General features: G+C 54.8%; 19 protein-coding genes and 1 riboswitch. Of the genes, 7 read left to right on the top strand and 12 right to left on the bottom strand.

Annotated features, from left to right (window positions below):
• Positions 1-92 precede the first annotated feature (92 nt).
• The 4 genes from adk to fadI all read right to left on the bottom strand — a co-directional run bounded on the left by adk (position 93) and on the right by fadI (position 6,860).
• Entirely contained in the window at positions 93-737 is a 645-nt protein-coding gene (adk, locus tag ABD827_RS04020) for an adenylate kinase (protein WP_298716438.1), read from the bottom strand.
• Between the two features lie 303 nt (positions 738-1,040).
• Positions 1,041-2,957, bottom strand: coding sequence for a molecular chaperone HtpG (gene htpG, locus ABD827_RS04015; protein WP_344962567.1), 1,917 nt, complete (start codon positions 2,955-2,957; stop codon positions 1,041-1,043).
• A 442-nt stretch (positions 2,958-3,399) separates the two neighbouring features.
• On the bottom strand, positions 3,400-5,514 hold the full coding sequence (gene fadJ / locus ABD827_RS04010) for a fatty acid oxidation complex subunit alpha FadJ (RefSeq protein WP_344963002.1): 2,115 nt from the start codon (positions 5,512-5,514) through the stop codon (positions 3,400-3,402).
• Positions 5,515-5,546: 32 nt separating this feature from the next.
• A complete protein-coding gene (gene fadI, locus ABD827_RS04005; RefSeq protein WP_344962564.1) occupies positions 5,547-6,860 on the bottom strand; it encodes an acetyl-CoA C-acyltransferase FadI in 1,314 nt (437 codons plus the stop codon).
• Between the two features lie 375 nt (positions 6,861-7,235).
• Here fadI and ABD827_RS04000 point away from each other — a divergent pair, with 375 nt between their 5' ends.
• From ABD827_RS04000 to ABD827_RS03980, 5 genes are all read left to right on the top strand, one after another.
• Positions 7,236-7,751, top strand: coding sequence for a sigma-70 family RNA polymerase sigma factor (locus ABD827_RS04000; protein WP_298716432.1), 516 nt, complete (start codon positions 7,236-7,238; stop codon positions 7,749-7,751).
• Positions 7,744-8,472 carry a DUF3379 domain-containing protein gene (locus ABD827_RS03995; protein WP_298716430.1) on the top strand — a complete coding sequence of 243 codons (729 nt, stop codon included), beginning with the start codon at positions 7,744-7,746 and terminating at the stop codon, positions 8,470-8,472. The genes ABD827_RS04000 and ABD827_RS03995 overlap by 8 nt, the downstream gene beginning before the upstream one ends.
• Before the next feature lie 496 nt (positions 8,473-8,968).
• Positions 8,969-10,432 carry a sodium/proline symporter PutP gene (putP, locus tag ABD827_RS03990; protein ID WP_344962560.1) on the top strand — a complete coding sequence of 488 codons (1,464 nt, stop codon included), beginning with the start codon at positions 8,969-8,971 and terminating at the stop codon, positions 10,430-10,432.
• 170 nt (positions 10,433-10,602) lie between these two features.
• On the top strand, positions 10,603-11,868 hold the full coding sequence (locus tag ABD827_RS03985) for an outer membrane protein transport protein (RefSeq protein ID WP_344962558.1): 1,266 nt from the start codon (positions 10,603-10,605) through the stop codon (positions 11,866-11,868).
• Between the two features lie 125 nt (positions 11,869-11,993).
• Complete coding sequence (locus ABD827_RS03980) at positions 11,994-13,220, top strand: EAL and HDOD domain-containing protein (protein ID WP_344962556.1); 1,227 nt, start codon at positions 11,994-11,996, stop codon at positions 13,218-13,220.
• A 103-nt stretch (positions 13,221-13,323) separates the two neighbouring features.
• On the opposite strand, the gene ABD827_RS03975 is transcribed toward ABD827_RS03980, so the two are convergent.
• Positions 13,324-14,883, bottom strand: a complete 1,560-nt coding sequence (locus ABD827_RS03975) for a Na+/H+ antiporter NhaC family protein (RefSeq protein ID WP_344962554.1) — start codon at positions 14,881-14,883, stop codon at positions 13,324-13,326.
• A 73-nt stretch (positions 14,884-14,956) separates the two neighbouring features.
• Positions 14,957-15,130: riboswitch (Lysine riboswitch) on the bottom strand.
• A gap of 382 nt (positions 15,131-15,512) precedes the next feature.
• Here ABD827_RS03975 and ABD827_RS03970 point away from each other — a divergent pair.
• Positions 15,513-15,923 (top strand): H-NS family histone-like protein, encoded by a 411-nt coding sequence (locus tag ABD827_RS03970; protein ID WP_344962552.1) that lies wholly within the window; start codon positions 15,513-15,515, stop codon positions 15,921-15,923.
• Positions 15,924-16,004: 81 nt separating this feature from the next.
• Here ABD827_RS03970 and ABD827_RS03965 read toward each other — a convergent pair whose 3' ends face one another.
• The 7 genes from ABD827_RS03965 to cmk all read right to left on the bottom strand — a co-directional run bounded on the left by ABD827_RS03965 (position 16,005) and on the right by cmk (position 21,804).
• Positions 16,005-16,226: a DUF3820 family protein gene (locus ABD827_RS03965; RefSeq protein WP_344962550.1), complete on the bottom strand. Its 222-nt coding sequence runs from the start codon at positions 16,224-16,226 to the stop codon at positions 16,005-16,007.
• Positions 16,227-16,539: 313 nt separating this feature from the next.
• Positions 16,540-17,253, bottom strand: a complete 714-nt coding sequence (gene pyrF / locus ABD827_RS03960; RefSeq protein ID WP_344962548.1) for an orotidine-5'-phosphate decarboxylase — start codon at positions 17,251-17,253, stop codon at positions 16,540-16,542.
• Positions 17,254-17,369: 116 nt separating this feature from the next.
• The gene (lapB, locus tag ABD827_RS03955) at positions 17,370-18,539 is read right to left on the bottom strand and encodes a lipopolysaccharide assembly protein LapB (RefSeq protein ID WP_344962546.1); all 1,170 of its coding nucleotides are present in this window, start codon (positions 18,537-18,539) and stop codon (positions 17,370-17,372) included.
• 8 nt (positions 18,540-18,547) lie between these two features.
• On the bottom strand, positions 18,548-18,835 hold the full coding sequence (locus tag ABD827_RS03950) for a LapA family protein (RefSeq protein ID WP_298716412.1): 288 nt from the start codon (positions 18,833-18,835) through the stop codon (positions 18,548-18,550).
• 108 nt (positions 18,836-18,943) lie between these two features.
• The gene (ihfB, locus tag ABD827_RS03945; protein WP_104485045.1) at positions 18,944-19,225 is read right to left on the bottom strand and encodes an integration host factor subunit beta; all 282 of its coding nucleotides are present in this window, start codon (positions 19,223-19,225) and stop codon (positions 18,944-18,946) included.
• A 69-nt stretch (positions 19,226-19,294) separates the two neighbouring features.
• Positions 19,295-20,968, bottom strand: coding sequence for a 30S ribosomal protein S1 (gene rpsA / locus ABD827_RS03940; protein ID WP_298716398.1), 1,674 nt, complete (start codon positions 20,966-20,968; stop codon positions 19,295-19,297).
• A 158-nt stretch (positions 20,969-21,126) separates the two neighbouring features.
• Positions 21,127-21,804, bottom strand: coding sequence for a (d)CMP kinase (gene cmk / locus ABD827_RS03935; RefSeq protein WP_344962541.1), 678 nt, complete (start codon positions 21,802-21,804; stop codon positions 21,127-21,129).
• Positions 21,805-22,015: 211 nt separating this feature from the next.
• Between cmk and ribA the strand changes: the two genes are divergently transcribed.
• Positions 22,016-22,609, top strand: a complete 594-nt coding sequence (gene ribA / locus ABD827_RS03930; protein WP_298716392.1) for a GTP cyclohydrolase II — start codon at positions 22,016-22,018, stop codon at positions 22,607-22,609.
• Positions 22,610-22,721: the final 112 nt, after the last annotated feature.

The following is a 22,721-nucleotide window of genomic DNA, read 5'->3' as shown; positions in this document are numbered from 1 at the left end:
TGTTATCCATATCTGAAAAAAAACGGAGGGAAAGCGGAGAAAAAGCGGAAAAAAAACCGGGCGCAAGACGCGCCCGGTTGGTAGCAATGACCTTAAGACAGGATCTCGGCCAATTGTTTGCTGACGGTGTCAACAGACTGGGTGCCATCCACTTTATAGTGGCGAGTCTGGCCGGCTTCGGCGGCTTGCTTGTAGTATTCGATGAGCGGCGCCGTCTGCTCGTGATAGACGGCCAGACGCTTGCGTACCGTGCCTTCTTCATCGTCGGCACGAATCGCCAGATCTTCGCCGGTGACATCGTCTTTACCTTCCACCTTCGGCGGATTGTAGATCAGGTGATACACGCGACCGGAGCCCGAGTGCACGCGACGACCGCTCATGCGCTTGACGATTTCTTCGTCCGGTACGGCAAATTCCAGCACGTAGTCTACCGCTACTCCGGCTTCCTTCATGGCATCGGCCTGGGGAATGGTGCGCGGAAAGCCGTCGAGCAAGAAGCCCTTGGCGCAATCGTCCTGACTGATGCGCTCCTTGACCAGGCCGATGATCAGATCGTCGGATACCAACTGGCCCTGATCCATGACTTCTTTCGCCTTCAAACCAAGCGGAGTGCCGGCCTTGATAGCGGCACGCAGCATGTCACCGGTGGAGATTTGTGGAATGCCGAACTTCTCCATGATGAACTGAGCCTGCGTTCCCTTGCCCGCGCCCGGAGCACCCAACAAAACGATGCGCATAACAGCGTCCTCTTCTTGATTAGTAATTCACGATTTGGGTCACAATTGTGTCATGACACCGGCACGGGGACAAGTAACAGCAGGGCTCTGTTAGACCTATTGATGATATTAGGCAAAGGAAAAAACGTGAAAAAGTGGGCGGCAAGGTGTGCCGTGTGAGAGAACAACAGAAAACTCGTATTTTTACCGAACTCATTTAACAACAACGTCATTTATCGTTAGCAGAAGCTGCCAAATGGGTTTGGATCAGCCAATAAAAAACCCGGCACCTGGCCGGGTTTTTTGGTTATTCCACAGGGAAGATTAACCCAGCAACAGACGGTTGATGCGCGCCACGAAGGCGGCGGGATCTTTCAGACCGCCCTGCTCGGCCAGCTGAGCCTGCTCCAGCAGCAGCTGGGACCACTCGTTGAACTGGTCGCCTTCTGCCAGGGTTTCCAGTTTTTTCACCAAGGTGTGCTCGGGGTTCAGCTCCAGAATGTACTTCTGCTCCGGCACCGGCTGACCGGCAGAGCGCATCAGCTTGATCATCTGGGTACTCATGTCGTGCTCACCGGCGACCACACAAGAAGGCGTGCTGGTCAGACGATGGGTCAGACGCACTTCCTTCACCTCTTCGCCCAGGGCAGTCTGCACCCGCTCCAACAGCGGCTTCAGGGCTTCCTTGGCTTCTTCCTGGGCCTTTTTGGTTTCTTCGTCGTCCAGCTCGCCCAGATCCAGTTCGCCCTTGGTGACGGACACGAACTGCTTGTCCTTGAAGTCGCTCAGGTGGTTCATCAGCCACTCGTCTACCCGCTCCCACATCAGCAGCACCTCGATGCCCTTCTTCTTGAAGATTTCCAGGTGCGGGCTGTGACTGGCGGCGGCATAGCTGTCGGCGGTGATGTAGTAGATCTTGTCCTGACCTTCCTTCATGCGGCCGAGATAGTCTTCCAGCGACACGGTTTGCGCGTCGGCGTCGTTGTGGGTGCTGGCAAAGCGCAGCAGACCGGCGATTTGCTCGCGGTTGCCGTAGTCTTCGGCCGGGCCTTCTTTCAGCACGTTGCCGAATTCTTTCCAGAAGCCCTGGTATTTGTCGACGTCGTTCTTCGCCATCTGCTCCAGCATGGTCAGCACCCGCTTGCTGCAGGCCTTGCGCAGCTGGGCGGTGATCTTGTTGTCCTGCAGGATTTCGCGCGATACGTTCAGCGGCAGATCGTTGGAGTCGAGCACGCCTTTCACAAACCGCAAGTATGTTGGCATAAACTGCTCGGCGTCATCCATGATAAACACCCGCTGCACATACAGCTTGAGGCCGTGACTCTGGTCCCGGTTCCACATGTCGAACGGTGCCTTGGCCGGCACATACAGCAGGCTGGTGTATTCCTGGTTGCCTTCTACCTTGTTGTGACTCCAGGTCAGGGCGTCCTGCCAGTCGTGGGAAATGTGCTTGTAGAATTCCTGGTATTCTTCGTCGCTCACCTCACCCTTGGAGCGGGTCCACAGGGCGGTGGCCTTGTTGACCTGCTCCCACTCGCCTTCGGTGGCGGCAGAGGTAACGGTGCCGTCTTCGTCGGTTTGCTCGGGCTCGCCGTCTTTCCACATTTCCACGGCGATGCTGATGTGATCGGAATATTTGCCGATGATGCTGCGCAGACGCCAGTCGTCGAGAAATTCTTCTTCGCTTTCACGCAAGTGCAGTATCACGTCGGTGCCGCGGCCCGGCTTGTCGATGTCGGCCACGGTGAAGCTGCCGTCACCGTCGGACTCCCAACGCACGCCCCGGTCGGTAGGCTGGCCGGCGGCGCGGCTGAGCACGGTAACCTTGTCGGCCACGATAAAGGCGGAGTAGAAACCCACACCGAACTGACCGATCAGCTGGGAGTCCTTGGCCTGATCACCCGACAGCTGACCGAAAAAGGCCTTGGTGCCGGACTTGGCGATGGTGCCCAGGTGCTCGATCACCTCGTCACGGCTCATGCCGATGCCGTTATCGGAGATGGTCAGGGTCTTGTTGTCTTTGTCCAGTACCAGCCGCACCCGCAGGTTGCCGTCCGCTTCATAGAGGGCGCTGTCAGAAAGCGCCTTGAAGCGCAGCTTGTCGGCGGCATCGGCGGCGTTGGACACCAGCTCGCGCAGAAACACCTCTTTGTTGGAATAGAGGCTATGGGCCATCAGGTTGAGCAGTTGTTTGACTTCGGTTTGAAAACCATGAGTTTCGGTATGCACAGCTTCTGACATCTTCATGTTCCTTGCTTGGGTTTGACTTATGTACAGAAAGATGGGGCTGGCCGGGAGGATTTCAAGGGCTGGAGGAAAACAAAGCCGTAAGCCATAAGCGGTCAGCGTTAAGTTAAAGACAACCCCCTGGTTGCAGGACTGGCGTTATATCTGTGGGGCTGACGTTATCTGACGGTTTGCACCGGCTGAAGCGGCGTCGAACTTGCCATCGGCAGCGAACTGCCCCTCCCCCTTGGCAGCGGACCAACAGGCACAACTCAAGGCTCTCGCCAGGGGGAGGTCGGGTGGGGGTGTCGCAGTTGACCAGATCGCCGAACCTGCCAATATTCTGCAGCAACCCCTCCCCAGCCCTCCCCTTGCCTTGCACTCCGCTGGCGCTCTGCCAATCCAAAGCCAAGGGGAGGGAGCAAAGCGGCGCCACAATTGGCCGCTCACCGCTTTTTCAGTAATAACTTTCACCGCTTTCCGCCAGCTTCTGCAATGGCTCACAGGGCGCAAAGCGCTGGCCGTATTTGCGGGCGTATTCTTCCATTTTATCCACCACGACTTGAATGCCCTGCTGGTGCATGTAAAAGAAGGGACCGCCGCTGAAGGGCGGGAAGCCGATGCCGAAGACAGCGCCGATATCGCCGTCCCGGGCCGAGGCAATCACACTCTCGTCCAGCGCCAGCGCCGCCTCGTTCAGCATCAACAGTACGCAGCGCTCGGCCAGATCCTGGGCCGGCAATCGGTGCCGGGGCTTGATGCCCAGCAGCGGGTACAGGCTGTCGTCCACCGGCTTGTGCTTGCCTTTCTTGTCATGACGATAAAAACCACGGCCATTCTTCTTGCCATGGCGTTTGTCTTGCAGCAGCGTGCCAAATGCATCGGGGGCGGTGAAACGTTCACCCAGCTCTCGCACCAGAATGGGCGAGATTTTGGCGGCCACATCGATGCCCACTTCGTCCAGCAAGGTAAAAGGACCTACCGGAAAACCGTAATCCAGCAGCGCCCGGTCGATCGCTTCTATCGGCTCGCCTTCCAGCAGCAGCCGCGCCGCCTCGTTGAGATAGGGCGCCAGAATGCGGTTCACGTAAAAACCGGCCGTGTCCTGCACCACGATGGGCGTCTTGCCCTGGGCACGGGCCAGCTTCAGCGCCGTGGCCACGGTAGTAGGGCTGGTACCCGCATGGGGAATGACTTCCGCCAGCGGCATCTTGTGCACCGGGCTGAAGTAATGCAGCCCCACCACCTGCCCGGGCCGGGCGGCGCCGTCGGCGATCTGATGAATGGGCAGCGACGAAGTATTGCTGGCAAAGATGGTGTGTGCCGGGCAGTTCGCCTCCACCTCGGCCACCATCTGCCGCTTGACCTCCAGATCCTCAAACACCGCCTCTACCACCAGATCGACGCGCTCGAAGCCGCTGTAATCCAGGGTGCCGGTGATCCGCGCCAGCTGCTGTTGCATTTGCGTGTCCCGCAGCTGTTTCTTCTTCACCTTCGGCGCCAGCAAACCGTGAGCATTGGCCATGGCCTGATTGATGCCCGGATGGGAAATGTCCTTGATGCGCACCGGTAGTCCGGCCTTGGTGGCGGTAACGAAGGCGATGCCACCGCCCATGAGGCCGCCGCCCAGCATGCCGATGCGGGCAAGCCGGTTTGGCGCTTCGCCCTGCCAGCGGGTTTCTTTCTTCATTTCGGTGGTGGCGAAAAACAGCTGACGCAAGGCCGCCGATTCGGGGCTCATCACCAGCTCGCCAAAGGCTTGTGCTTCGGCGGCCAAGCCCTTGCTCATGTCCTGATCGTAACCGGTACGCACCACCGCCAGCAAACGTTCCGGCGCCGGGTACTTGCCGCGGGTTTTATGGCGCAGGGTACTGAGCGCCTTGTCGAACACCAGCTTGCGGCCAAGAGGATTGGCTGCAAGCAGCAGGGTTTTCATGTCTTTTTTACGGGTGCGCTTCGGCTTGCCCTGGCGCGCCAGCTCGATGGCCGTTTGAAGCAGTATGCTGTGGGGTACCATGTCGTCCACCAGCCCGGCTTTCAGCGCCTGCCTGGCTCGCAACTGCTTGCCGGTCAGCATCATGTCCAGCGCCCGGGTCAGCCCAACCAGGCGAGGCAGCCGCTGGGTACCGCCGGAGCCGGGAATAAGCCCCAATTGCACTTCCGGCAACCCCAGGCGGGTTTTGTCGTCGTCACTGCACACCCGGCCATGACAGGCCAGCGCCAGCTCCAGCCCGCCCCCCAAACAAGCGCCGTGAATGGCGGCAATCAAGGGTATCTCAAGCGCTTCCAGCCGGTTGAATATCTGCTGCCCGGCCCGGGCCAGCGCTTCGGCCTGTTTGGCGGTTTCGCATTCATCCAGCATGCGGACATCGGCGCCGGCAATGAAGGAGTCGGGTTTGCCCGAGCACAGCACCAGCCCCTTGATATTGTTGTCGGCGCTAATATCGGTCAGCAGCGCCTGTATTTCGTCAACAAAGCTGGCACGCAGCGTATTCATGCGCTCGCCCGGTACGTCCATGGTGATGATGCCAATGCCGTCCTCAATACGCAGGGTAAAGGTGGAAGAAGTCATCTGCTCGGTTCCTGTCTCGGTCATAACGTCGCTCATTGTGCGGCCTCCAGTACCATGGCCACCCCCAGACCGCCGGCGGCGCAGGCGGTGGTCAGCGCCAGGCCGCCACCACGGCGGTTAAGCGCTCTCAGGGTTTGGGTGATCATACGGGCGCCGGTGGCGGCAAAGGGATGACCATAGGCCAGAGAGCCTCCCAATACATTGAACTTGCTCATGTCCACTTCGCCAATGGCCCGGGAGCGGTTGAGCTCACGCTCGGCAAAGGTGGTGCTGGCAAACATCTTGAGGTTGGCCAGGGTCTGGGCGGCGAAGGCCTCGTGCATGTCAATCAGATCCATGTCCGCCAGGGTGCAGCCGGCGCGCTCCAACGCCATGGGGGTGGCGTAGGCCGGGCCCAGCAGCATGTCGTGGCGTACCTCTATTGCCGAATAGGCATAACTGCGCAGGTAGCCGAGCGGCTGCAGGCCCAGCTCTTTCGCCCGACTTTCGGTCATCATCAGTACCGCGGCGGCACCGTCGGTCAGCGGCGTGCTGTTGGCGGCGGTCACGGTGCCATGGCGGCGGTCGAAGGCCGGCTTGAGTTTGCCGTAATCGGCCAGGCTGGATTCGGTGCGGATATTATTATCCTGCTCAAAGGCGGCCTTGAACGGCGGTACATAGGCCGCCATCACCTCAGCATCCAGCTCCCCCCGCTGCCAGGCGCCGGTGGCCAGTTGATGAGAGCGATGTGCCAGTTCATCCTGGGCCTGTCGGCCGATGCCGTGACTCTTGGCCATCTGCTCGGCGGTCTGACCCATCGACAGACCGGTGGAATATTCCGCCACCGCCGGCGGCACCGGGGCCAGATCCTTGAGCTTTAGACCCCGCAGTATCGCCAGTTTGGCGCCAAAAGAGCGGGCCTTACTCAAATCCAGCAAGGCCTCGGCCAGTGGCGTCGACACCCCGATAGGCAACACGGAAGCAGAGTCGGCGCCACCGGCAATGCCCACCTGCACCTGCCCCGCCAGCATCGACTCCGCCAGGCTGGACACCGCCTGAAAGCTGGTGGCGCAGGCGCGGGTGACGCTGTAGGCGTCGGTGCCGACCGGCAGTGCGGTGCCCAGCACGATTTCCCGGGCAATGTTGGGCGCCTTGGGCATTTGGATCACCTGGCCGAACACCAGTTGCTGCACCTCACTCGCAGCCATCGGCGTACGTGCCAGCAGCTCGTTCACCACCATGGTGCCCAGTTCCAGTGCCGGTATGCCACGCAAGGCGGTGGACTGACGGGCGAATGGCGTTCTTAGCCCGGAAACAATGGCGATCCGGTCGCCATGGCGGGTAATGAGTGGATTCGTCGGCGACATGTACGCTCCTTGTTCATCGGCAGTAAGTTATCAGCCGTAAGTTGTCAGCCACCAGGTATGGGCCATCAGTGACTGGCTTCAGGTGATAAACCTGACCCAAAACAGGTCTGACCTCACCGGTATACTAACAATGGCATTACCGGTTTAAAACAGCTGATTGAAAATATTGATAGGCAACAAATAATGGTATATCTGTCATGACAATGACGTTATTACGGCAACCTCAGCTTCGTTAACCCCACAGTTCGTGATCAACATTACTCGCACCAGACTTTAAGAGTGAGTAGACTGAATTTAGCCACCCTATTTGAACGGTGAACAATGATTTCTTTATTCGGGCGAAAGAAGACCAAGCCGGATGCGGTCTCTAAAAGCATGGTAATAAAACAAAAGCGCTATGAAGCGCTGGTGTATACCTTGCATGGCGACCTGTTTCGTTATGCTTTCTGGTTGTGTCATGACCGGCAGGTAGCCGAGGATCTGGTACAAGAGACGTTTTTGCGTGCCTGGAAAGCACTGGACAGTCTGAAAGACGAAAAAGCCGCCAAGGCATGGCTGATTACCATATTACGGCGAGAAAATGCCCGCCGTTTCGAGCGCAAACAGTTCGACCTGGTCGATCTTGACAGCGTGCCGGTACCCGACAAGCAAAGCCCGGGGCCGGAGCAGGATATGGAAACCGAATGGCTGCGTCGGCATATTGCCGAGCTGGCTGAAGAATATCGCGAACCACTGTTACTGCAGGTACTGGGCGGTTTCAGTGGTGAAGAAATAGCCGAGATACTGGAATTGAACAAGAACACCGTAATGACCCGTCTCTTTCGTGCCCGCAACAAGCTGAAAGAGGCCATGGACCAAGATAAATCGTCGCGAGGCCAAAGCAATGGATGACCTGGAGTTCAGACGTCGGGCTTATGCCGATCCCAACGACACGAGTTCTGACTTTATTAGTGCCTCAACCGCCAATGCCGGTAACCGACAGTTTGTGAGTGAAATCAAGGATTTCAATCACAAACTGGCCCACGCACTGCAGGAGCCGGTGCCTTCTGCCCTGCCCGACAAGCTGATGCTGTCGCACCTTTTGCGTCAACCGGAGCAATCAAAAGGCTTCGGTTGGCGCCATCTGGCACTCGCCGCTTCCGTCACCTTCGTGCTGGGTTTTTCTACCCGCTTTCTTCCCCTGACGGCAGGAGCAGATAATCTGGCGCCATCAGTCGCCAGTGTGGCCATGCATCACGTACAGTTTGAAATGCCCTTTACCCATTATGTGGATGAAGAAGTCAGCCTGACCACCATCAATGCCAAATTAGCGCCTTACGGTACCCGCATCAACGACATGAGCGGTGTAGGCAAGGTGTATTACGCCAACCACTGCATGTTTGCCGGCGGGCCGGCGGCGCACCTGGTGATCCAGGGAGAGCACGACAGGGTGCACGTATTCATTGTGCCGGCCGACCGAGCCTTGCAACTGGTCAACAGCTTCTCCGGTGCTCAATACCACGGTGAGGTCATTCCCATGACCCTCAACCGCCTGGTGGTGGTCAGCGAGCTGGAAGAAGATGTCGGCAAGATGGCCAGCAAGATAAAGGCCTCGCTTAAAAGAGCGATATAACCACAGCAGATGTGGATAAAAGGGGTCGGAGTCAATTTTTTCGGAATACTGAATTCCAAATTGACTCCGGCCCTTTTTCTTTTGCAATAAACTCACATTTAATACCAATTTGAATAAAGATCTGATCATTTTTAAACCCGAGCACCGAGCTGCCTGTAAACAACACCAACAGGCAACTCCTTGGCATCAGAGAGGATAAAGGGATCTGCTCCGCCGACCCTCCGCGCCAGGGATGGCGCGGTGGAGCCCCCATGGATGGGTTCACGGCGTGTCGGAGGAGCGGGCCATTTGTCCGACCTTTGCAGAGCACCGAATAGATCAGTTAGTTAATCAGTTTGGTATCATCAGACAGTTCTATGTGAAACCTGTCTATTTATTATGCTATTCCACCATAAGGTTACAGGAATCGGGAGTTATTCGGTTTTATGATGTAACATTTGCTGACTTCGCCCACACGGAAGGCGAACATGCTGTTCGGAACAACAGGAACCCGCTTATGACCATAGAACTCCCTATTCTGATTACCTTTGTCGGCTATCTGCTGCTGACCATGCTTATCGGCCTGGTGGCCTATAAAGCCACCAGTTCACTGAGTGATTATATTCTGGGCGGACGCCGTCTGGGCCCTGGCGTGGCGGCACTGAGCGTGGGCGCCTCCGACATGAGCGGCTGGTTATTACTCGGTTTGCCCGGTGCCGTCTATCTTTATGGCATCAATCAGGCATGGATTGGCATCGGTCTGGTGTTGGGCGCCTGGTTGAACTGGCTGTTCGTGGCCAAACGACTGCGGGTGTATACCGAACAGGCCAACGACTCTCTTACCCTGCCCGATTTTCTGGAAAATCGCCTGGCCGATCACAGCGGCCTGCTCCGCGTTGTTGCCGCCATTACCATACTGGTGTTCTTTATTTTCTATACTGCCTCCGGCCTGGTGGGTGGCGCCATTCTGTTTGAAAAAGTCTTTGGCCTGCCCTACCTCACCGCCCTGATTATCGGTGGTGGCGTCATCGTGGCTTATACCTTTATGGGCGGCTTTCTGGCGGTATCCTGGACCGACTTTTTCCAGGGCATATTGATGTTGTTGGCACTGATTGCCTTGCCCTGGGCGGTGATGAACGAGCTGGGCGGCATCGATCAGACCCTGACCACCCTGAACAGCATGGACGAGTCCAAACTGGATTTGTTCCACGACTTTTCGCTCCTCAGCGGCATCAGCCTGCTGGCCTGGGGACTGGGCTATTTTGGCCAGCCACATATTCTGGCGCGCTTTATGGCCATCGACTCGCCCAAATCCGTACCTTTGTCTCGCCGTATTGCCATGAGCTGGATGCTACTGTCACTGATTGGCTCTTTGGGTGTGGGCCTGGCCGGCGCCGTTTATTTTGCCGATGCCCCGCTGAACAATCCGGAAACCGTGTTTCTGGCACTGGCCAATGCGGTATTCAACCCCTGGGTGGCCGGTTTGCTGATTGCCGCCATCATGTCGGCCATCATGAGCACCATCGACTCCCAGCTGCTGGTATGTTCTTCCGCCATCACCGAAGACTTTTACAAGCGCTGGTTGCGTCCTGCCGCCGGAGATAACGAACTGGTATGGGTAGGCCGATTTGCGGTACTGGGCGTGGCGGTCTGCTCCATGCTGATAGCGCTTGATCCGCAATCTACCGTACTTGGTCTGGTCAGTTATGCCTGGGCCGGTTTTGGTGCCGCCTTTGGCCCCGTTATTATTCTGTCGGTGTACTGGCCACGCCTTACCCGCAACGGGGCGCTTGCCGGTATCGTGTTCGGTGCCCTGACCGTCATCGGCTGGAAGCAGCTGACTGGTGGTCTGTTCGACCTGTACGAAATCGTCCCCGGCTTCCTGGTCTGCGGCCTGGCCTGCATCCTGATCAGCCGGCTGGATACTCCGCCCGTTAAAACCGTGATGCTTGGTTTCAGACGCATGGAATCCGAGCTTTAATCTTTGATTGCCCTCACAAAAGGAGCCGACAGGCTCCTTTTTTATAAACAAGCGTTTTACTTTTCAGTTACGTCTTTTTACTCTACCAACTGGTAAGAGTTCATACCTCTTATCGACTGCGCTGGTCGTAGTGGCGCCCGAACCAAATCATCATGACGAGAGAGTCTTCCATGAGCAAAAAGACGTTAACATTGTCCATGCTCGCCGCTTCCATTGCAGTGGTAGCAGGGCAAGCTCATTCCGCCGCTTTTCAGCTGGCGGAGCAGAATACAACCGGCCTTGGCCGCGCCTACGCCGGTGAAGGCGCCATCGGCGATAACGCTGCTGTACTGGGCCGCAACCCGGCCGCCATGACGCTGTTTGACCGCCCAGCCCTGTCGACCGGCGCCATTTACATCAATCCGGATGTGGATGTTACCGATAACGAAACCGGCGAGCAGGCCAACGATATTGCCGACGATGCGGTAGTCCCGTTCTTCTACTACGTGCACCCCATCAACAAACAATGGGTGGCCGGTTTTGGCGCCTTTACCAACTATGGCTTGGCAACCTCTTACTCTCCCGAGTTTTCGGCCGGTGAAATCGGCGGAAAAACCTCGCTGGAAACCATTAACCTGAACCCCAATATCGCCTTCAAGGCCAATGAGCACGTGTCATTAGGTGCCGGTGTTAACGCCGTGTATGCCGATGCCGAGTTTATTCGCTATGCAGGTCAGAAAGGTGCATCCGCTCTGGGCGGGTTAGGTGTCAACAGATCTACAGAGGTAGCCAACCTTGCCGGTGACGACTGGGGCTATGGCTGGAATATCGGCCTGCTGCTGGAAGCCGATGACAACAATCGCTGGGCGCTGACCTACCGTTCTGAAGTTGACCTGACGCTGGAAGGCAACTATTCAGATCAACTTCCAGTAGCCGTAGGCGGACTTAATGGGCAAAGCGTGTCAGGCAAGCTGGATCTGACCTTGCCGGCCATCGCCGAAGTCTCCGGCTTTCATCAGGTACAATCCGACTGGGCCATTCACTACGGCATCATGTGGACCGAGTGGAGCAGCTTCAGGGAACTCAAAGCGACCAACCCACAGCGCGGTGAGCTGATACAAAAAGACGAAAACTTTGAAAACAGTTGGCGAATGAGCGTGGGCGCCACCCATCAGCTGAACGATCGGTGGACGCTGCGCGGCGGCCTGGCCTACGATAAATCGCCAGTTCCTGAAGAATTTCGTTCCATATCGATTCCCGACGTGGATCGCACCTGGTACAGCCTGGGCGCCACCTACGCCTATAGCCAGAATCTGAGTGTCGATGCAGCCTTTGCCTTTCTGGATGGTAGCAATGTGGCCGTAGAACAGGAAGAGAGCAAATTCGGAACAGATTACGATATGACTTCCGGCGGCGATGCCTATTTGTTCGGTTTACAGCTGAACTACCTCTTCTGATATGTCAGTAAATACATGCTGTCATCAAGCGCCCGTTCGGGCGCTTTTTTCCCGGTACGACTTTGTTAATGCAAACCACATCCTGTATATTTGGCGGCTATCTATAAATATATCGGGGCTTTACGATGCACTGTTTTGTGGCCAGGCAAGCTATCCTGAATACTCAGGGTAACCCGTTGGGATATGAGCTGTTATTCCGTCTTGGTCTTGATAATCGCTTTCCCGATATCGAAGCCGAACTGGCGACTCGTCGTTTGATGGCCGAACAATTTTTAAGCCAGAAAATAGAGGATCTGGTCGGTGATTCATTGTGTTTCGTGAACTTTCCCGACACCTTGCTGCGCGAAGGTATGGCAGATGCTTTTCATCAGCATAAGCTGGTGATTGAAATTCTTGAAGATGCGACCCCGGATCAGGCCCTGCTTGACAGCGTAAAACACCTTAAAAAACTCGGACTCAAGGTTGCCCTCGACGATCATATTCCAAACGACGAGTGGGATGACTTTCTGCCGCTGATGGATTTTATCAAACTGGATTTACGTCAGACTTCCATTGCCGACTGTGCCCGTTTCATCAAACGCTGCCATTGTTATCCACAACTCAGCTTCATTGCCGAAAAAGTGGAAACGCAACAAGAGTTCGCCGACGCCCAGGCGGCTGGATTCTCTTACTTTCAGGGCTATTATTTTCAGCAGCCTCAGGTCATCAGCCGGCGCATTCTGACCACCGATGAAATAACCGCCTTCGAATTGTTATCTACCGTCAACGGTACCGATATTGATTATGACCGACTCACCGAATTGTTCAGCCGCGATCTGTCGCTGACCTATAATCTACTGCGTTATGTCAACAGTCTTTATATCGGATATCGTCATCAGAGCATTGCTAATCTGCGCAGTGCCATTGTTTATCTTGGTCATCAGCAACTTAGACGCTTTACTGCTCTGGTAATGACCGCTTATGTCAGTAAAAACAAAAATATAGAACTTTATCGGTTATCGATGATTCGAGCAAAGTGGTGTGAACTGCTGGCTGAAAAGGTGTGCCCGGAGCTGCAGGAAGACGCATTTATGTGCGGCTTGTTTTCTCTGCTGGATGCGCTGCTGGAACGACCCATGGCCGAAATTTTGCCGCATATATCGATTACTGAGCCGGTTAGTCTGGCATTACTTGAACGCAAGGGGCAGCTTGGCTTTCTGATGAGCATGATGCACGATCATGAACAGGCGGAATGGCCAAGATTACAGCAACGTCTGGACTTCATTAGCCTGAGTGAAGCCACCAGCAGCCAGTGTTATGAAGAAGCGGTGCAATGGTGTCAGCGCCTGAACGGCATTCACTCTCCTCGATAAACAACGACCAGCAGCTGTTCATCAAACAGGCCCGGTATCATTTGATACCGGGCCTGTTTGATTATCTGTCTTTATGTATTCTTTAAACGTAATGGACAGCCTGTCAATGAGCCCTCTGCTGTTGCCAGGCCCAGCCTGCCAGCACCAGCATAAAGCAGGCTAACGCCGCCAGCAGCCCCATACCCACAGAGGCACTGTATCCGAGAGCCAGATAGCCAATAACACTGACCAGGGCGATGGAGAGCGCGTAAGGCAGCTGAGTGATCACATGATCGATATGGTGACAGGAGGCACCGGTAGAAGACAGAATCGTGGTGTCCGAAATAGGCGAACAATGGTCACCAAATACCGCCCCCGCCATGACCGCCGACATTCCCGGCAACAGCAAGGATGCATCAATCGCCATGGTCATATCGGCGGCAATGGGTAGCATCACGCCAAAGGTTCCCCAACTGGTGCCCGTAGCAAAGGCCATGACTCCCGCCAGCAGAAACAGAATGGCCGGCAGCATGAACAAGGGAATATTTTGCTGGATCAAGGACGCCAGGTATTTACCGGTTTGCAGCTCGCCAATCAGTCCGGCAATGGTCCAGGCAAACAACAGAATATATATCGCCGGCAGCATCCCCTTGAGCCCGACCTTGAGAGTGTGGCCCCAGTCTGATGCAGATGCCTTGTGCTTGAACATGGCAAAGGCACAAACCAGTAATCCCGCCATACCACCAAATACCAGAGACCGACCCACATTGGTATTTTCAAGGGCCGCCAGCAGCGCAAAGTCCATCTGCTTTTGGGCCAACGCCTGCGCGCCGGTCAGCAACAAACTCGCTACCGTCACCAGCGTCAGGGTGCCAATTGCCAGCAACAGATCGCCGACGCGGCCCACGGTAACACTGCTGTCGGCCACGCCAGGCGGCGTGCCTTTGGCCTTGTCAAACAGCTCGCCGTTCATCGCCTGTTGTTCATGCCGTGCCATGGCGCCCAGATCCCAACCCCCCCGGATCACCAGCAGCACCATCAGCAGGGTGAAAATGGCATAAAAATTCATTGCTCCCATCATCAGAAAAGTACTCAGCGCACTTTGTCCGGTAAAGCCGTGGCTGGCGAGTATGCCCCCCACCAGGGCGATGATATAAGCCCCCCAGGAAGAGATAGGCATCAGCACGCAAATGGGAGCTGCCGTCGAATCCAGTAAATAGGCGAGTTTGGCTCGTGAAATATGAAACCGATCCGTCACCGGCCGACAGATGGTACCCACCGACAGACTGTGAAAATAATCATCGATAAAGAAGATAAAGACCAGCAACCCGGTCATTACCTTGGCCTGTCGGCGGTTTTTAATACGTGACTGCGCCCATTCCGCAAACGCCAGCGTGGCACCGGTACGACTCAGCATGCTGATAATGCAACCTAATAGCAGCAAAAACAGCAATATATTAACATTCCATTCATTAACGGCATTGTCGGACCAGAACAGACCGGTAATATTGCCCCCCAGATGCGTGATGGCCGTCAGGGGATTGAATTGCTGTAACAACAGCGCGCCAAGGATGATTCCCAGTCCCAGCGACAACAGCACTCGACGGGTGAAAATAGCCAACACAATGGCCAGCAGGGGGGGTAGCAGAGACCAGAAGGTCTGAATAAAAGGATGAGATTCCACGGCAATACCTGATTCTGAATTGACAACATAACTACCAGGAGCAGGAGGCCGATATCTAGATCGTCTTCTCTTTCCCAGCTATAGCGCATCATGAATAAGTATTCATGACAGTATCGGCCCTTTCGACACCGATCCCAGCCAGGCCATTGGATAAATGACATGACTTCGGCATAACCTCCTTTCGATCAGGATAAACGGCATCACCCTGAGCTGATCTACTGATAAGTTATGCACCTCTACGCAGGTAAGGCGGGAGATTTTACTGCCAAAAAGACAAAAATCAACACATTTGACCAAAAAATAGCAGCTTCATTTTTAACCAAATTCTATTTCCGGACTTTAATCAACGATAGGATTCAGCCTGCCACCGTCCGTTCCCGTGGAACAATGTTCAGGCATGAAAGAGAGGTCAAATCACCCTCGAAATATGACCTTTCAATAAAAAAGTTTATCTTTTTTAATCGGCAAGCGGCATTCGCAAAATGCAACGATATATACATTAATTTACACATAATCCGGCTTTATAATTAATATTACTGAAATGAAATCATTAATTACCTTGCTTCATTTAAAATGAAGATGTAAATTTAATTTATTAAAAAAACAAGATAGACCAACAGGTGAACCTAATGTCTGACTTTTTGAAAACACTGCTTAATATCCGTAGTCTTCGTGCAGCTACTCGTGAACTGACCCTTGATCAGATGGAAGAAGGCCTGGCCAAGCTGGCTTCCGTTATTGAAGAGCAGCGTGAAACCAAAGCCGCCGAACAGGCTGCAGCCCAAGAGCGCGAGCGTAAAGTGAAAGAGCTGATGGAGCAAATGGCCGCAGAAGGTATTGATATCAGCGAGTTGATTGAACTGGCCGAGCCGGCCAAAAAAGCCAGTGCGCCCCGCAGCAAGCGCCCGGCCAAATACGAATATCACGATGAAAATGGCGAATACAAAACCTGGACCGGCCAGGGTCGCAAGCCTTCCGTGATCCAGCAGGCACTGGACAACGGTGAAAAGACGCTGGAAGACTTTCTTATCAGCAAGTAAGCAGCCGCTTGCTTATTATTAAAAAGGGCCATATGGCCCTTTTTTTGTTTATGCTTTTTCGCACCGGAAAATATACTGCCGTTAACGCCGCTCCAGTAATCGATACAACGACTGATCGACGCCGTTCAGCTTCAGCTCATATACCAGCGCCAGCTCGGCCCCCAAGGCGCCGGCAGGCCAGCCTTTGCGCTCCAGCCAACACAGATAGGCCATGGGCAGCCGGAGCAACGGCTGGCCCCGGTATTTACCGAATGGCATCGGCTTTTGGATAATGCTCAGCAGCTCTGACGACTGTAGTGTCATGAAAAGTCCCTATCGAGCAGGTTAATCATTATGCTCTTGAGCACACAATATGTGCGGTGCCAGAATAATCGGTGTTAACTGGATCGTCATCCTGACGAACGTCAGGATCTGGTGTTATCTGCAGTAAGATAACGGGTCCGTCATGCTGAGCTTGATTCAGTACCGGTATGACGAGCCTGTAAGCCCGGCGCAAACCCACAAACAACGGCATACCTGCAGAAATAACGCCGTCTCTACTGCCATAGTGTTTGTCTTTAACTAAAAGCTGACAACTTACGGCTGGTTATGGCTTACAGCTCGGTTTTAATAATGATTATGCCTTCAGGCTGAGATTGATCTGGGCCAGTACGGCTGCCGGATCAGCCGCCTGAGTGATAGGCCGGCCAATCACCAGATAATCACTGCCTGCACTCACCGCCTGCTCTGGCGTCATGATACGACGCTGATCACCCGCATCGCTGCCGGCCGGACGAATACCGGGCGTGATCAGCTTGAAGTCGGGTCCCAGCTCCGCCTTCAGCAGGCTGGCTTCCTGAGCCGAGCACACCACGCCGTCAAGCCCGGCGGCCTGCGTCAACCGCGCCAAAGACAGTACATGCTCTGCCGGAGATCTCTGCACACCAACCTGAACCAGCTCTTCGGCGGTCATACTGGTCAATACCGTGACCGCTATCAGCAAGGGCGCCTTGTCACCATAAGGCAACAAGGCCTCACGGGCCGCCTGCATCATGCGCGGGCCACCACTGGCATGCACATTCACCATCCAGACCCCCAACTCTGCCGCGGCGGCCACCGCCTTGGCGACGGTATTGGGAATATCGTGAAACTTGAGATCGAGAAAAACATCGAATCCGGCCTGCACCAGAGACCGTACAAAGTCTGGTCCGAACAGGGTGAACATTTCCTTACCGACTTTTAGTCGGCAGCTGGCCGGATCGAGCTTGGCAATCAGCGCCCGCGCCTGCTGTTCATCGGCAAAATCCAGAGCAATCAGGATCTTGGGATCGAGTTTTTTTGAGTCTTGCATGGGGTTACCTTTTGATTTTTATAACAGATTGTAAGGCGTGAGGAGTAAGAGATGAGGGGTAAAGAGCAAAACAAGGTTCCCATGTGGGCTCTCCTCACCCCTCACCTCACTATCATTCACTCACCGTCGAGACCACGCACCGGTTTGATACTGCCCCACTGCTTGCAGGAGGGACATTGCCAGAATAACGTTTGCGAAGAAAAGCCGCATTGGCCACAACGATGGCTGGGCTTGAGCCTGATTTGCTCGGACACCAGCGATTTCAGCATTTCCAGACTTTCCCGCGCCCTGCCCTGCTCTGCATTGGCCGCATGATACGACATCAATCGGTAAAAGCCTTTCATGGTCGGGTGCCGCTGCAGTTGCGACAACACCAGTTGCTCGGCATCAAGCGCGCCTTGTGTTTCGCTTACCTTGTCGGCCAGCATCAGTACGGCAGTAGCACCACTATCGGCGGCAACCCACTGCTCCAGCCGCTGTACAAACTCCGCCTCATTACCCAGCATTTGGTAACAATGTTGCAAGTCTGCCAATACCTCGCTGATAAAGTCCGCATCCTGCTCGGTTACCTGCAGCAGACAAACAGCCGCCTGCGACCATTGTTGCTGTGTCATATAAATAGCAGCCAGACGCATATTGGCCCTGACACAGCCCGCATCGGCCTTCAGCGCCTTCTTTAGCTGAGCGATGGCAGCCTTGGTGTCCTGCCGACGCCATTGCTGTTCGGCCAGCTCGCAGTAGAAATGCCCCATGGGAACCAGCGCCTTGACACCCTGTCGTTTCTTGAGCCGCTCGGCCACGATAATGGCCTGCTCCCAGTCTTTTAACTGCTGATAGATTTGCATCAGCTGGCTCAGGGCTTCTTCTTCATAATCCGGGTCGTTTTTCAGCTCCAGCAGAATATGTTCGGCTCTGTCCAGCAGACCCGCAGCCAAAAAATCGCGAGCCAGCTCCAGCATCGCCAGATGACGCTGTTCCAGTAACAGGTTCGGACGGGCGATCAGGTTCTGATGTATGCGAATGGCACGATCGACTTCGCCCCGGGAACGAAACAGGTTACCGAGAGCAAGGTGGGTTTCAATGGTTTCACTGTCGACCTGCAGCAATTGAATAAACAGGTCAACGGCCTTGTCAGGCTCATCGGAAAGCAGAAAATTCAGCCCGGCAACGTATTGCCGGGAGAAATGATTGGATTTGTTTTGAGCATCCTGCCGGACTCCTCTGCGCCCCATATACCAGCCATAGGCAGCTGCGACCGGAAGCAGCAGAAACAGCAATTCCAGCATAGGGCTCGTCAATCCTTAATGGGCAATGCTCTGAGCTCTTCCAATTCCCTTTGTTGACGCTCGACTTTCTTGCGCAAACCACTGTTGTTCATCTTGAGACGCAGCAATACCAGACCGAACACCAGCCAACCGATAAAAAAGCCGGCAACAAATACCACTGCCAGTAATGTGGAAAGACGATAGTCGCCTTGAGCCAGCAGATAGTTCACATGCACCAACTGGTCATTTTGCGAGCCCAGTGTCAGTCCTACCGCAAACAAAATTGCCAGGATTACCAGGCCAAAAATAATTTTCACCTTACCCTCTCAACTTCCTGATTTCGAGTGTTGGCATTATCCCGTAAAAGCCGAATGCTAGCCAGTCGAGTTGCCACAAAAAGTGATATGGAACAAGCCGGTATAGGCTCAGGCCGGATTAACCCGCTCGCGCAATTCTTTACCGGGTTTGAAATGCGGTACATATTTACCGGTCAATTCAACTTTTTCACCGGTTTTCGGATTGCGGCCCTGACGGGGGGCCCGATAATGCAATGAAAAGCTGCCAAAACCTCTGATTTCAATGCGATCCCCTGTTTGCAGCGTCGATGCCATCTGTTCAAGAATTTCCTTGATGGCATTTTCCACCTCCTTGGCGGAGAGATGGCTGTACTGTTCTGACAGTCTTTCAATGAGATCGGATTTGGTCATGATGTGTTTCTCCTGATCATCAGACAACAAAAAGGGGGCGCGAAGGCCCCCTTTTGAACTCGGACAGGCTTATTCGCCTTTAGCCGCCTTGAAAGCTTCGGCCATGGCACTCAAACCAACATCTTCAGGTTGTTGCTGGTTCAGGCTATCCATTACCACTTTCTCTTCAGCTTCGTCTTTCGCACGGATAGACAGGCTCAGAGTGCGGTTCTTGCGATCAACGCCCATGAAACGCGCTTCGATTTCTTCACCCACTTTCAGTACGGTGGATGCGTCTTCGATGCGGTCGCGGGAGATGTCGGCAACGCGGACATAACCTTCAACGCCTTCTTCCATCTCAACCACGGCGCCTTTGGCGTCAACGGCAGTGATGGTACCCTTAACGATAGCACCTTTCTTGTTGTCAGACAGATACTTGTTGAACGGGTCTTCGTCGATTTGCTTCACGCCCAGGCTGATGCGCTCGCGCTCGGGATCGACCTGCAGAACAACGGCGTCAATCTCGTCGCCTTTCTTGAATTCACGAACGGCTTCGTCACCGTTGGCGTTCCAGGAAATGTCGGACAGGTGAACCAGACCGTCGATGCCGCCGTCCAGACCGATGAAGATACCGAAGTCGGTGATAGACTTGATCTTGCCGGAAACACGGTCACCCTTGTTGTGGGTTTCCGCAAACAGCTGCCACGGGTTGGATTTGCACTGCTTCAGACCCAGAGAGATACGACGACGTTCTTCGTCGATATCCAGCACCATCACGTCTACGCTGTCGCCAACGGAAACCACTTTGGACGGGTGGATGTTCTTGTTGGTCCAGTCCATTTCGGACACGTGTACCAGGCCTTCAACGCCTTCTTCGATTTCAACGAAGCAGCCGTAGTCGGTCAGGTTGGTCACGCGGCCAGACAGACGAGTGCCTTCCGGGTAACGGTTAGCGATATCAACCCACGGATCTTCGCCCAGCTGCTTCAGACCCAGAGACACACGAGTGCGCTCACGGTCGAACTTCAGCACCTTAACGTTGATTTCGTCACCCACGTTCACGATTTCGGAAGGATGCTTAACGCGCTTCCAGGCCATGTCGGTGATGTGCAGCAGGCCGTCTACGCCGCCCAGGTCTACGAAAGCGCCGTAGTCGGTCAGGTTCTTGACGATACCCTTGACTTCCTGGCCTTCCTGCAGATTCTCGAGCAACTGCTCGCGTTCTGCACTGTTTTCGGTTTCGATAACGGCACGACGAGAAACAACAACGTTGTTGCGCTTCTGATCCAGCTTGATTACTTTGAACTCAAGCTCTTTACCTTCCAGGTGCAGCGTGTCGCGTACCGGGCGTACGTCAACCAGCGAACCAGGCAGGAAGGCACGAATGGTGTTCACTTCTACGGTGAAGCCACCCTTGACCTTGCCGTTGATCACACCGATAACGGTTTCCTGATCTTCGTAGGCTTTTTCCAGTTGCAGCCATGACTCGTGGCGCTTCGCTTTTTCACGGGAAAGCAGAGTCTCACCGAAACCGTCTTCTACCGCGTCCAGCGCTACGTCTACTACGTCGCCAACGCTGACTTCCAGCTCGCCCTGAGCATTTTTAAACTGCTCGGCAGGGACAGCGGATTCAGACTTCAGGCCTGCGTCAACCAGAACGATACCGTTCTCGATGGCTACTACAGTACCTTTAACAATGGAACCCGGACGGGTTTCCAGTTCTTTCAGAGACTCTTCAAAGAGTTGGGCAAAAGATTCAATCATGTTTAATGAATACACTTTTTAAGTTGAACATCCACAGGGCAATCCGGCACCGATGGGGTGATTAGTATAGACCCGTCCCTTCCCTGGGGCGGGCAGGGCCAAGTTGCACAAGCAACTTGGCTTAAGTCATCTTTTCAAATTTTTAACCGAAATAACGCTTAACCGAGCTTAACTCTAGTATGACCCAGCACTTTGTCCAGTACTTGCGTAATAGACAAATCCGTCGAGTCGATCACCAGCGCATCGGCTGCGGCCTTGAGCGGCGCCACGGCGCGATTGCGATCGCGCTCGTCACGGGTCTGAATTTCGCTTAAAAGACGGTCAAAACTAACATCAAAGCCCTTGTCTTGCAACTGAATAAGCCGTCGCTGCGCCCTTTCTTCGGCGCTGGCATCGAGGAATATTTTGACCGGCGCATCGGGGAAAACCACCGTGCCCATGTCCCGACCGTCGGCAATCAAACCGGGGCTGGCCCGAAAAGCGCGCTGACGACGCAGCAGGGCTTCTCGCACCCGGGGAAAGGCGGCTACCTTGCTGGCGGCGTCTCCCATTTGTTCGGTGCGAATGGCACGGGAAACGTCTTCTCCCTCGAGGATGGTCTTGATATGGCCATCTTCGACCGGGAACTGAACATCCAGATGCGCCGCCAACGGCATCAGCCCGGCTTCATCGTCCAGCGCCACATTGTGATGCCGGGCCGCCAGGGCCAGTACGCGATAGATAGCGCCGGAATCAAGCAGGTGCCATTCCAGTTTTTCGGCCAGCAACTGACAAAGGGTGCCCTTGCCGGCGCCGCCTGGGCCATCCACGGTAATGACGGGAGCTTGTTCAGTCATGGCATTCTCCAGTGAATAATGAGTCTGGGCACCGAGTGCCGCGCGGCCGGCATTATACCCGAGTTGAGAGATAAAGGCATAACTTACAATTCATTAACACGACAAAAAGAAAGTCGTTCGCGCGCCGCCGATATTGCGCCTATACCTGCACGCCCATCCGCTTTACAATGGCCGCCATTTTTTGTTACTTGATAACCATAAGAGGAACGCCATGAGCAGTGTTACCCGGATGGCAAACTCAAAACTGCCAACACCCTGGGGCACCTTTACCCTGATCGGGTTTGAAGAAAAAGGCACCGGCAAGGATCATGCCGCCCTGGTGATGGGAAATATCGACGACGGACAGCCGGTACTGGGCCGCATTCACTCCGAGTGCCTGACCGGTGACGCCTTGTTCAGTCTGCGTTGCGACTGCGGCTTTCAGCTGCAGGCGGCGCTGGAAATGATCGCCAAGGAAGGACGCGGCATACTGCTCTATGTGCGTCAGGAAGGACGAGGCATCGGCCTGCTTAACAAGATCCATGCCTATCATCTGCAGGATCAGGGCAAGGACACGGTGGAAGCCAATGTCGCACTGGGCTTTGCTGCCGACATGCGCGACTACACCATCTGTGCCGATATGCTGCACGGTCTGGGTGTCAAGCAGATGAAGCTGATGACCAACAACCCGCGCAAGGTCAAGGCGATGGAAAACTTCGGTATTGACGTGGTAGAGCGGATACCGCTGCAGGAAGGCCGCAATCCCTTCAACGAAGATTACCTGAACACCAAGGCCGGCAAGCTGGGCCATATGCTCAAAGAGTGACGCTAACGCTTCTGCGGCTACCAAAGCCCCGGGCCATTGCCCGGGGCTTTTTTGTGGGTGCTAGATCGTGAGGAGTGAGGAGTGAAAGATACCCCTCACCCTTCGCCCCTCA

Source organism: Oceanisphaera sediminis, assembly GCF_039539745.1.
GTDB lineage: Bacteria > Pseudomonadota > Gammaproteobacteria > Enterobacterales > Aeromonadaceae > Oceanimonas > Oceanimonas sediminis.
The sequence above is the reverse complement of the archived record's forward strand: the minus strand, read 5'-3'. Positions and strand labels throughout refer to the sequence as shown.

What these genes read in the sequence shown, in the direction of transcription:
- adk (WP_298716438.1), bottom strand. Translation starts at nt 737, where the DNA reads ATGCGCATCGTTTTGTTGGGTGCTCCGGGCGCGGGCAAGGGAACGCAG.
- htpG (WP_344962567.1), bottom strand. Translation starts at nt 2,957, where the DNA reads ATGTCAGAAGCTGTGCATACCGAAACTCATGGTTTTCAAACCGAAGTC.
- fadJ (WP_344963002.1), bottom strand. Translation starts at nt 5,514, where the DNA reads ATGACTTCTTCCACCTTTACCCTGCGTATTGAGGACGGCATTGGCATC.
- fadI (WP_344962564.1), bottom strand. Translation starts at nt 6,860, where the DNA reads ATGTCGCCGACGAATCCACTCATTACCCGCCATGGCGACCGGATCGCC.
- ABD827_RS04000 (WP_298716432.1), top strand. Translation starts at nt 7,236, where the DNA reads ATGGTAATAAAACAAAAGCGCTATGAAGCGCTGGTGTATACCTTGCAT.
- ABD827_RS03995 (WP_298716430.1), top strand. Translation starts at nt 7,744, where the DNA reads ATGGATGACCTGGAGTTCAGACGTCGGGCTTATGCCGATCCCAACGAC.
- putP (WP_344962560.1), top strand. Translation starts at nt 8,969, where the DNA reads ATGACCATAGAACTCCCTATTCTGATTACCTTTGTCGGCTATCTGCTG.
- ABD827_RS03985 (WP_344962558.1), top strand. Translation starts at nt 10,603, where the DNA reads ATGAGCAAAAAGACGTTAACATTGTCCATGCTCGCCGCTTCCATTGCA.
- ABD827_RS03980 (WP_344962556.1), top strand. Translation starts at nt 11,994, where the DNA reads ATGCACTGTTTTGTGGCCAGGCAAGCTATCCTGAATACTCAGGGTAAC.
- ABD827_RS03970 (WP_344962552.1), top strand. Translation starts at nt 15,513, where the DNA reads ATGTCTGACTTTTTGAAAACACTGCTTAATATCCGTAGTCTTCGTGCA.
- ABD827_RS03965 (WP_344962550.1), bottom strand. Translation starts at nt 16,226, where the DNA reads ATGACACTACAGTCGTCAGAGCTGCTGAGCATTATCCAAAAGCCGATG.
- pyrF (WP_344962548.1), bottom strand. Translation starts at nt 17,253, where the DNA reads ATGCAAGACTCAAAAAAACTCGATCCCAAGATCCTGATTGCTCTGGAT.
- lapB (WP_344962546.1), bottom strand. Translation starts at nt 18,539, where the DNA reads ATGCTGGAATTGCTGTTTCTGCTGCTTCCGGTCGCAGCTGCCTATGGC.
- ihfB (WP_104485045.1), bottom strand. Translation starts at nt 19,225, where the DNA reads ATGACCAAATCCGATCTCATTGAAAGACTGTCAGAACAGTACAGCCAT.
- rpsA (WP_298716398.1), bottom strand. Translation starts at nt 20,968, where the DNA reads ATGATTGAATCTTTTGCCCAACTCTTTGAAGAGTCTCTGAAAGAACTG.
- cmk (WP_344962541.1), bottom strand. Translation starts at nt 21,804, where the DNA reads ATGACTGAACAAGCTCCCGTCATTACCGTGGATGGCCCAGGCGGCGCC.
- ribA (WP_298716392.1), top strand. Translation starts at nt 22,016, where the DNA reads ATGAGCAGTGTTACCCGGATGGCAAACTCAAAACTGCCAACACCCTGG.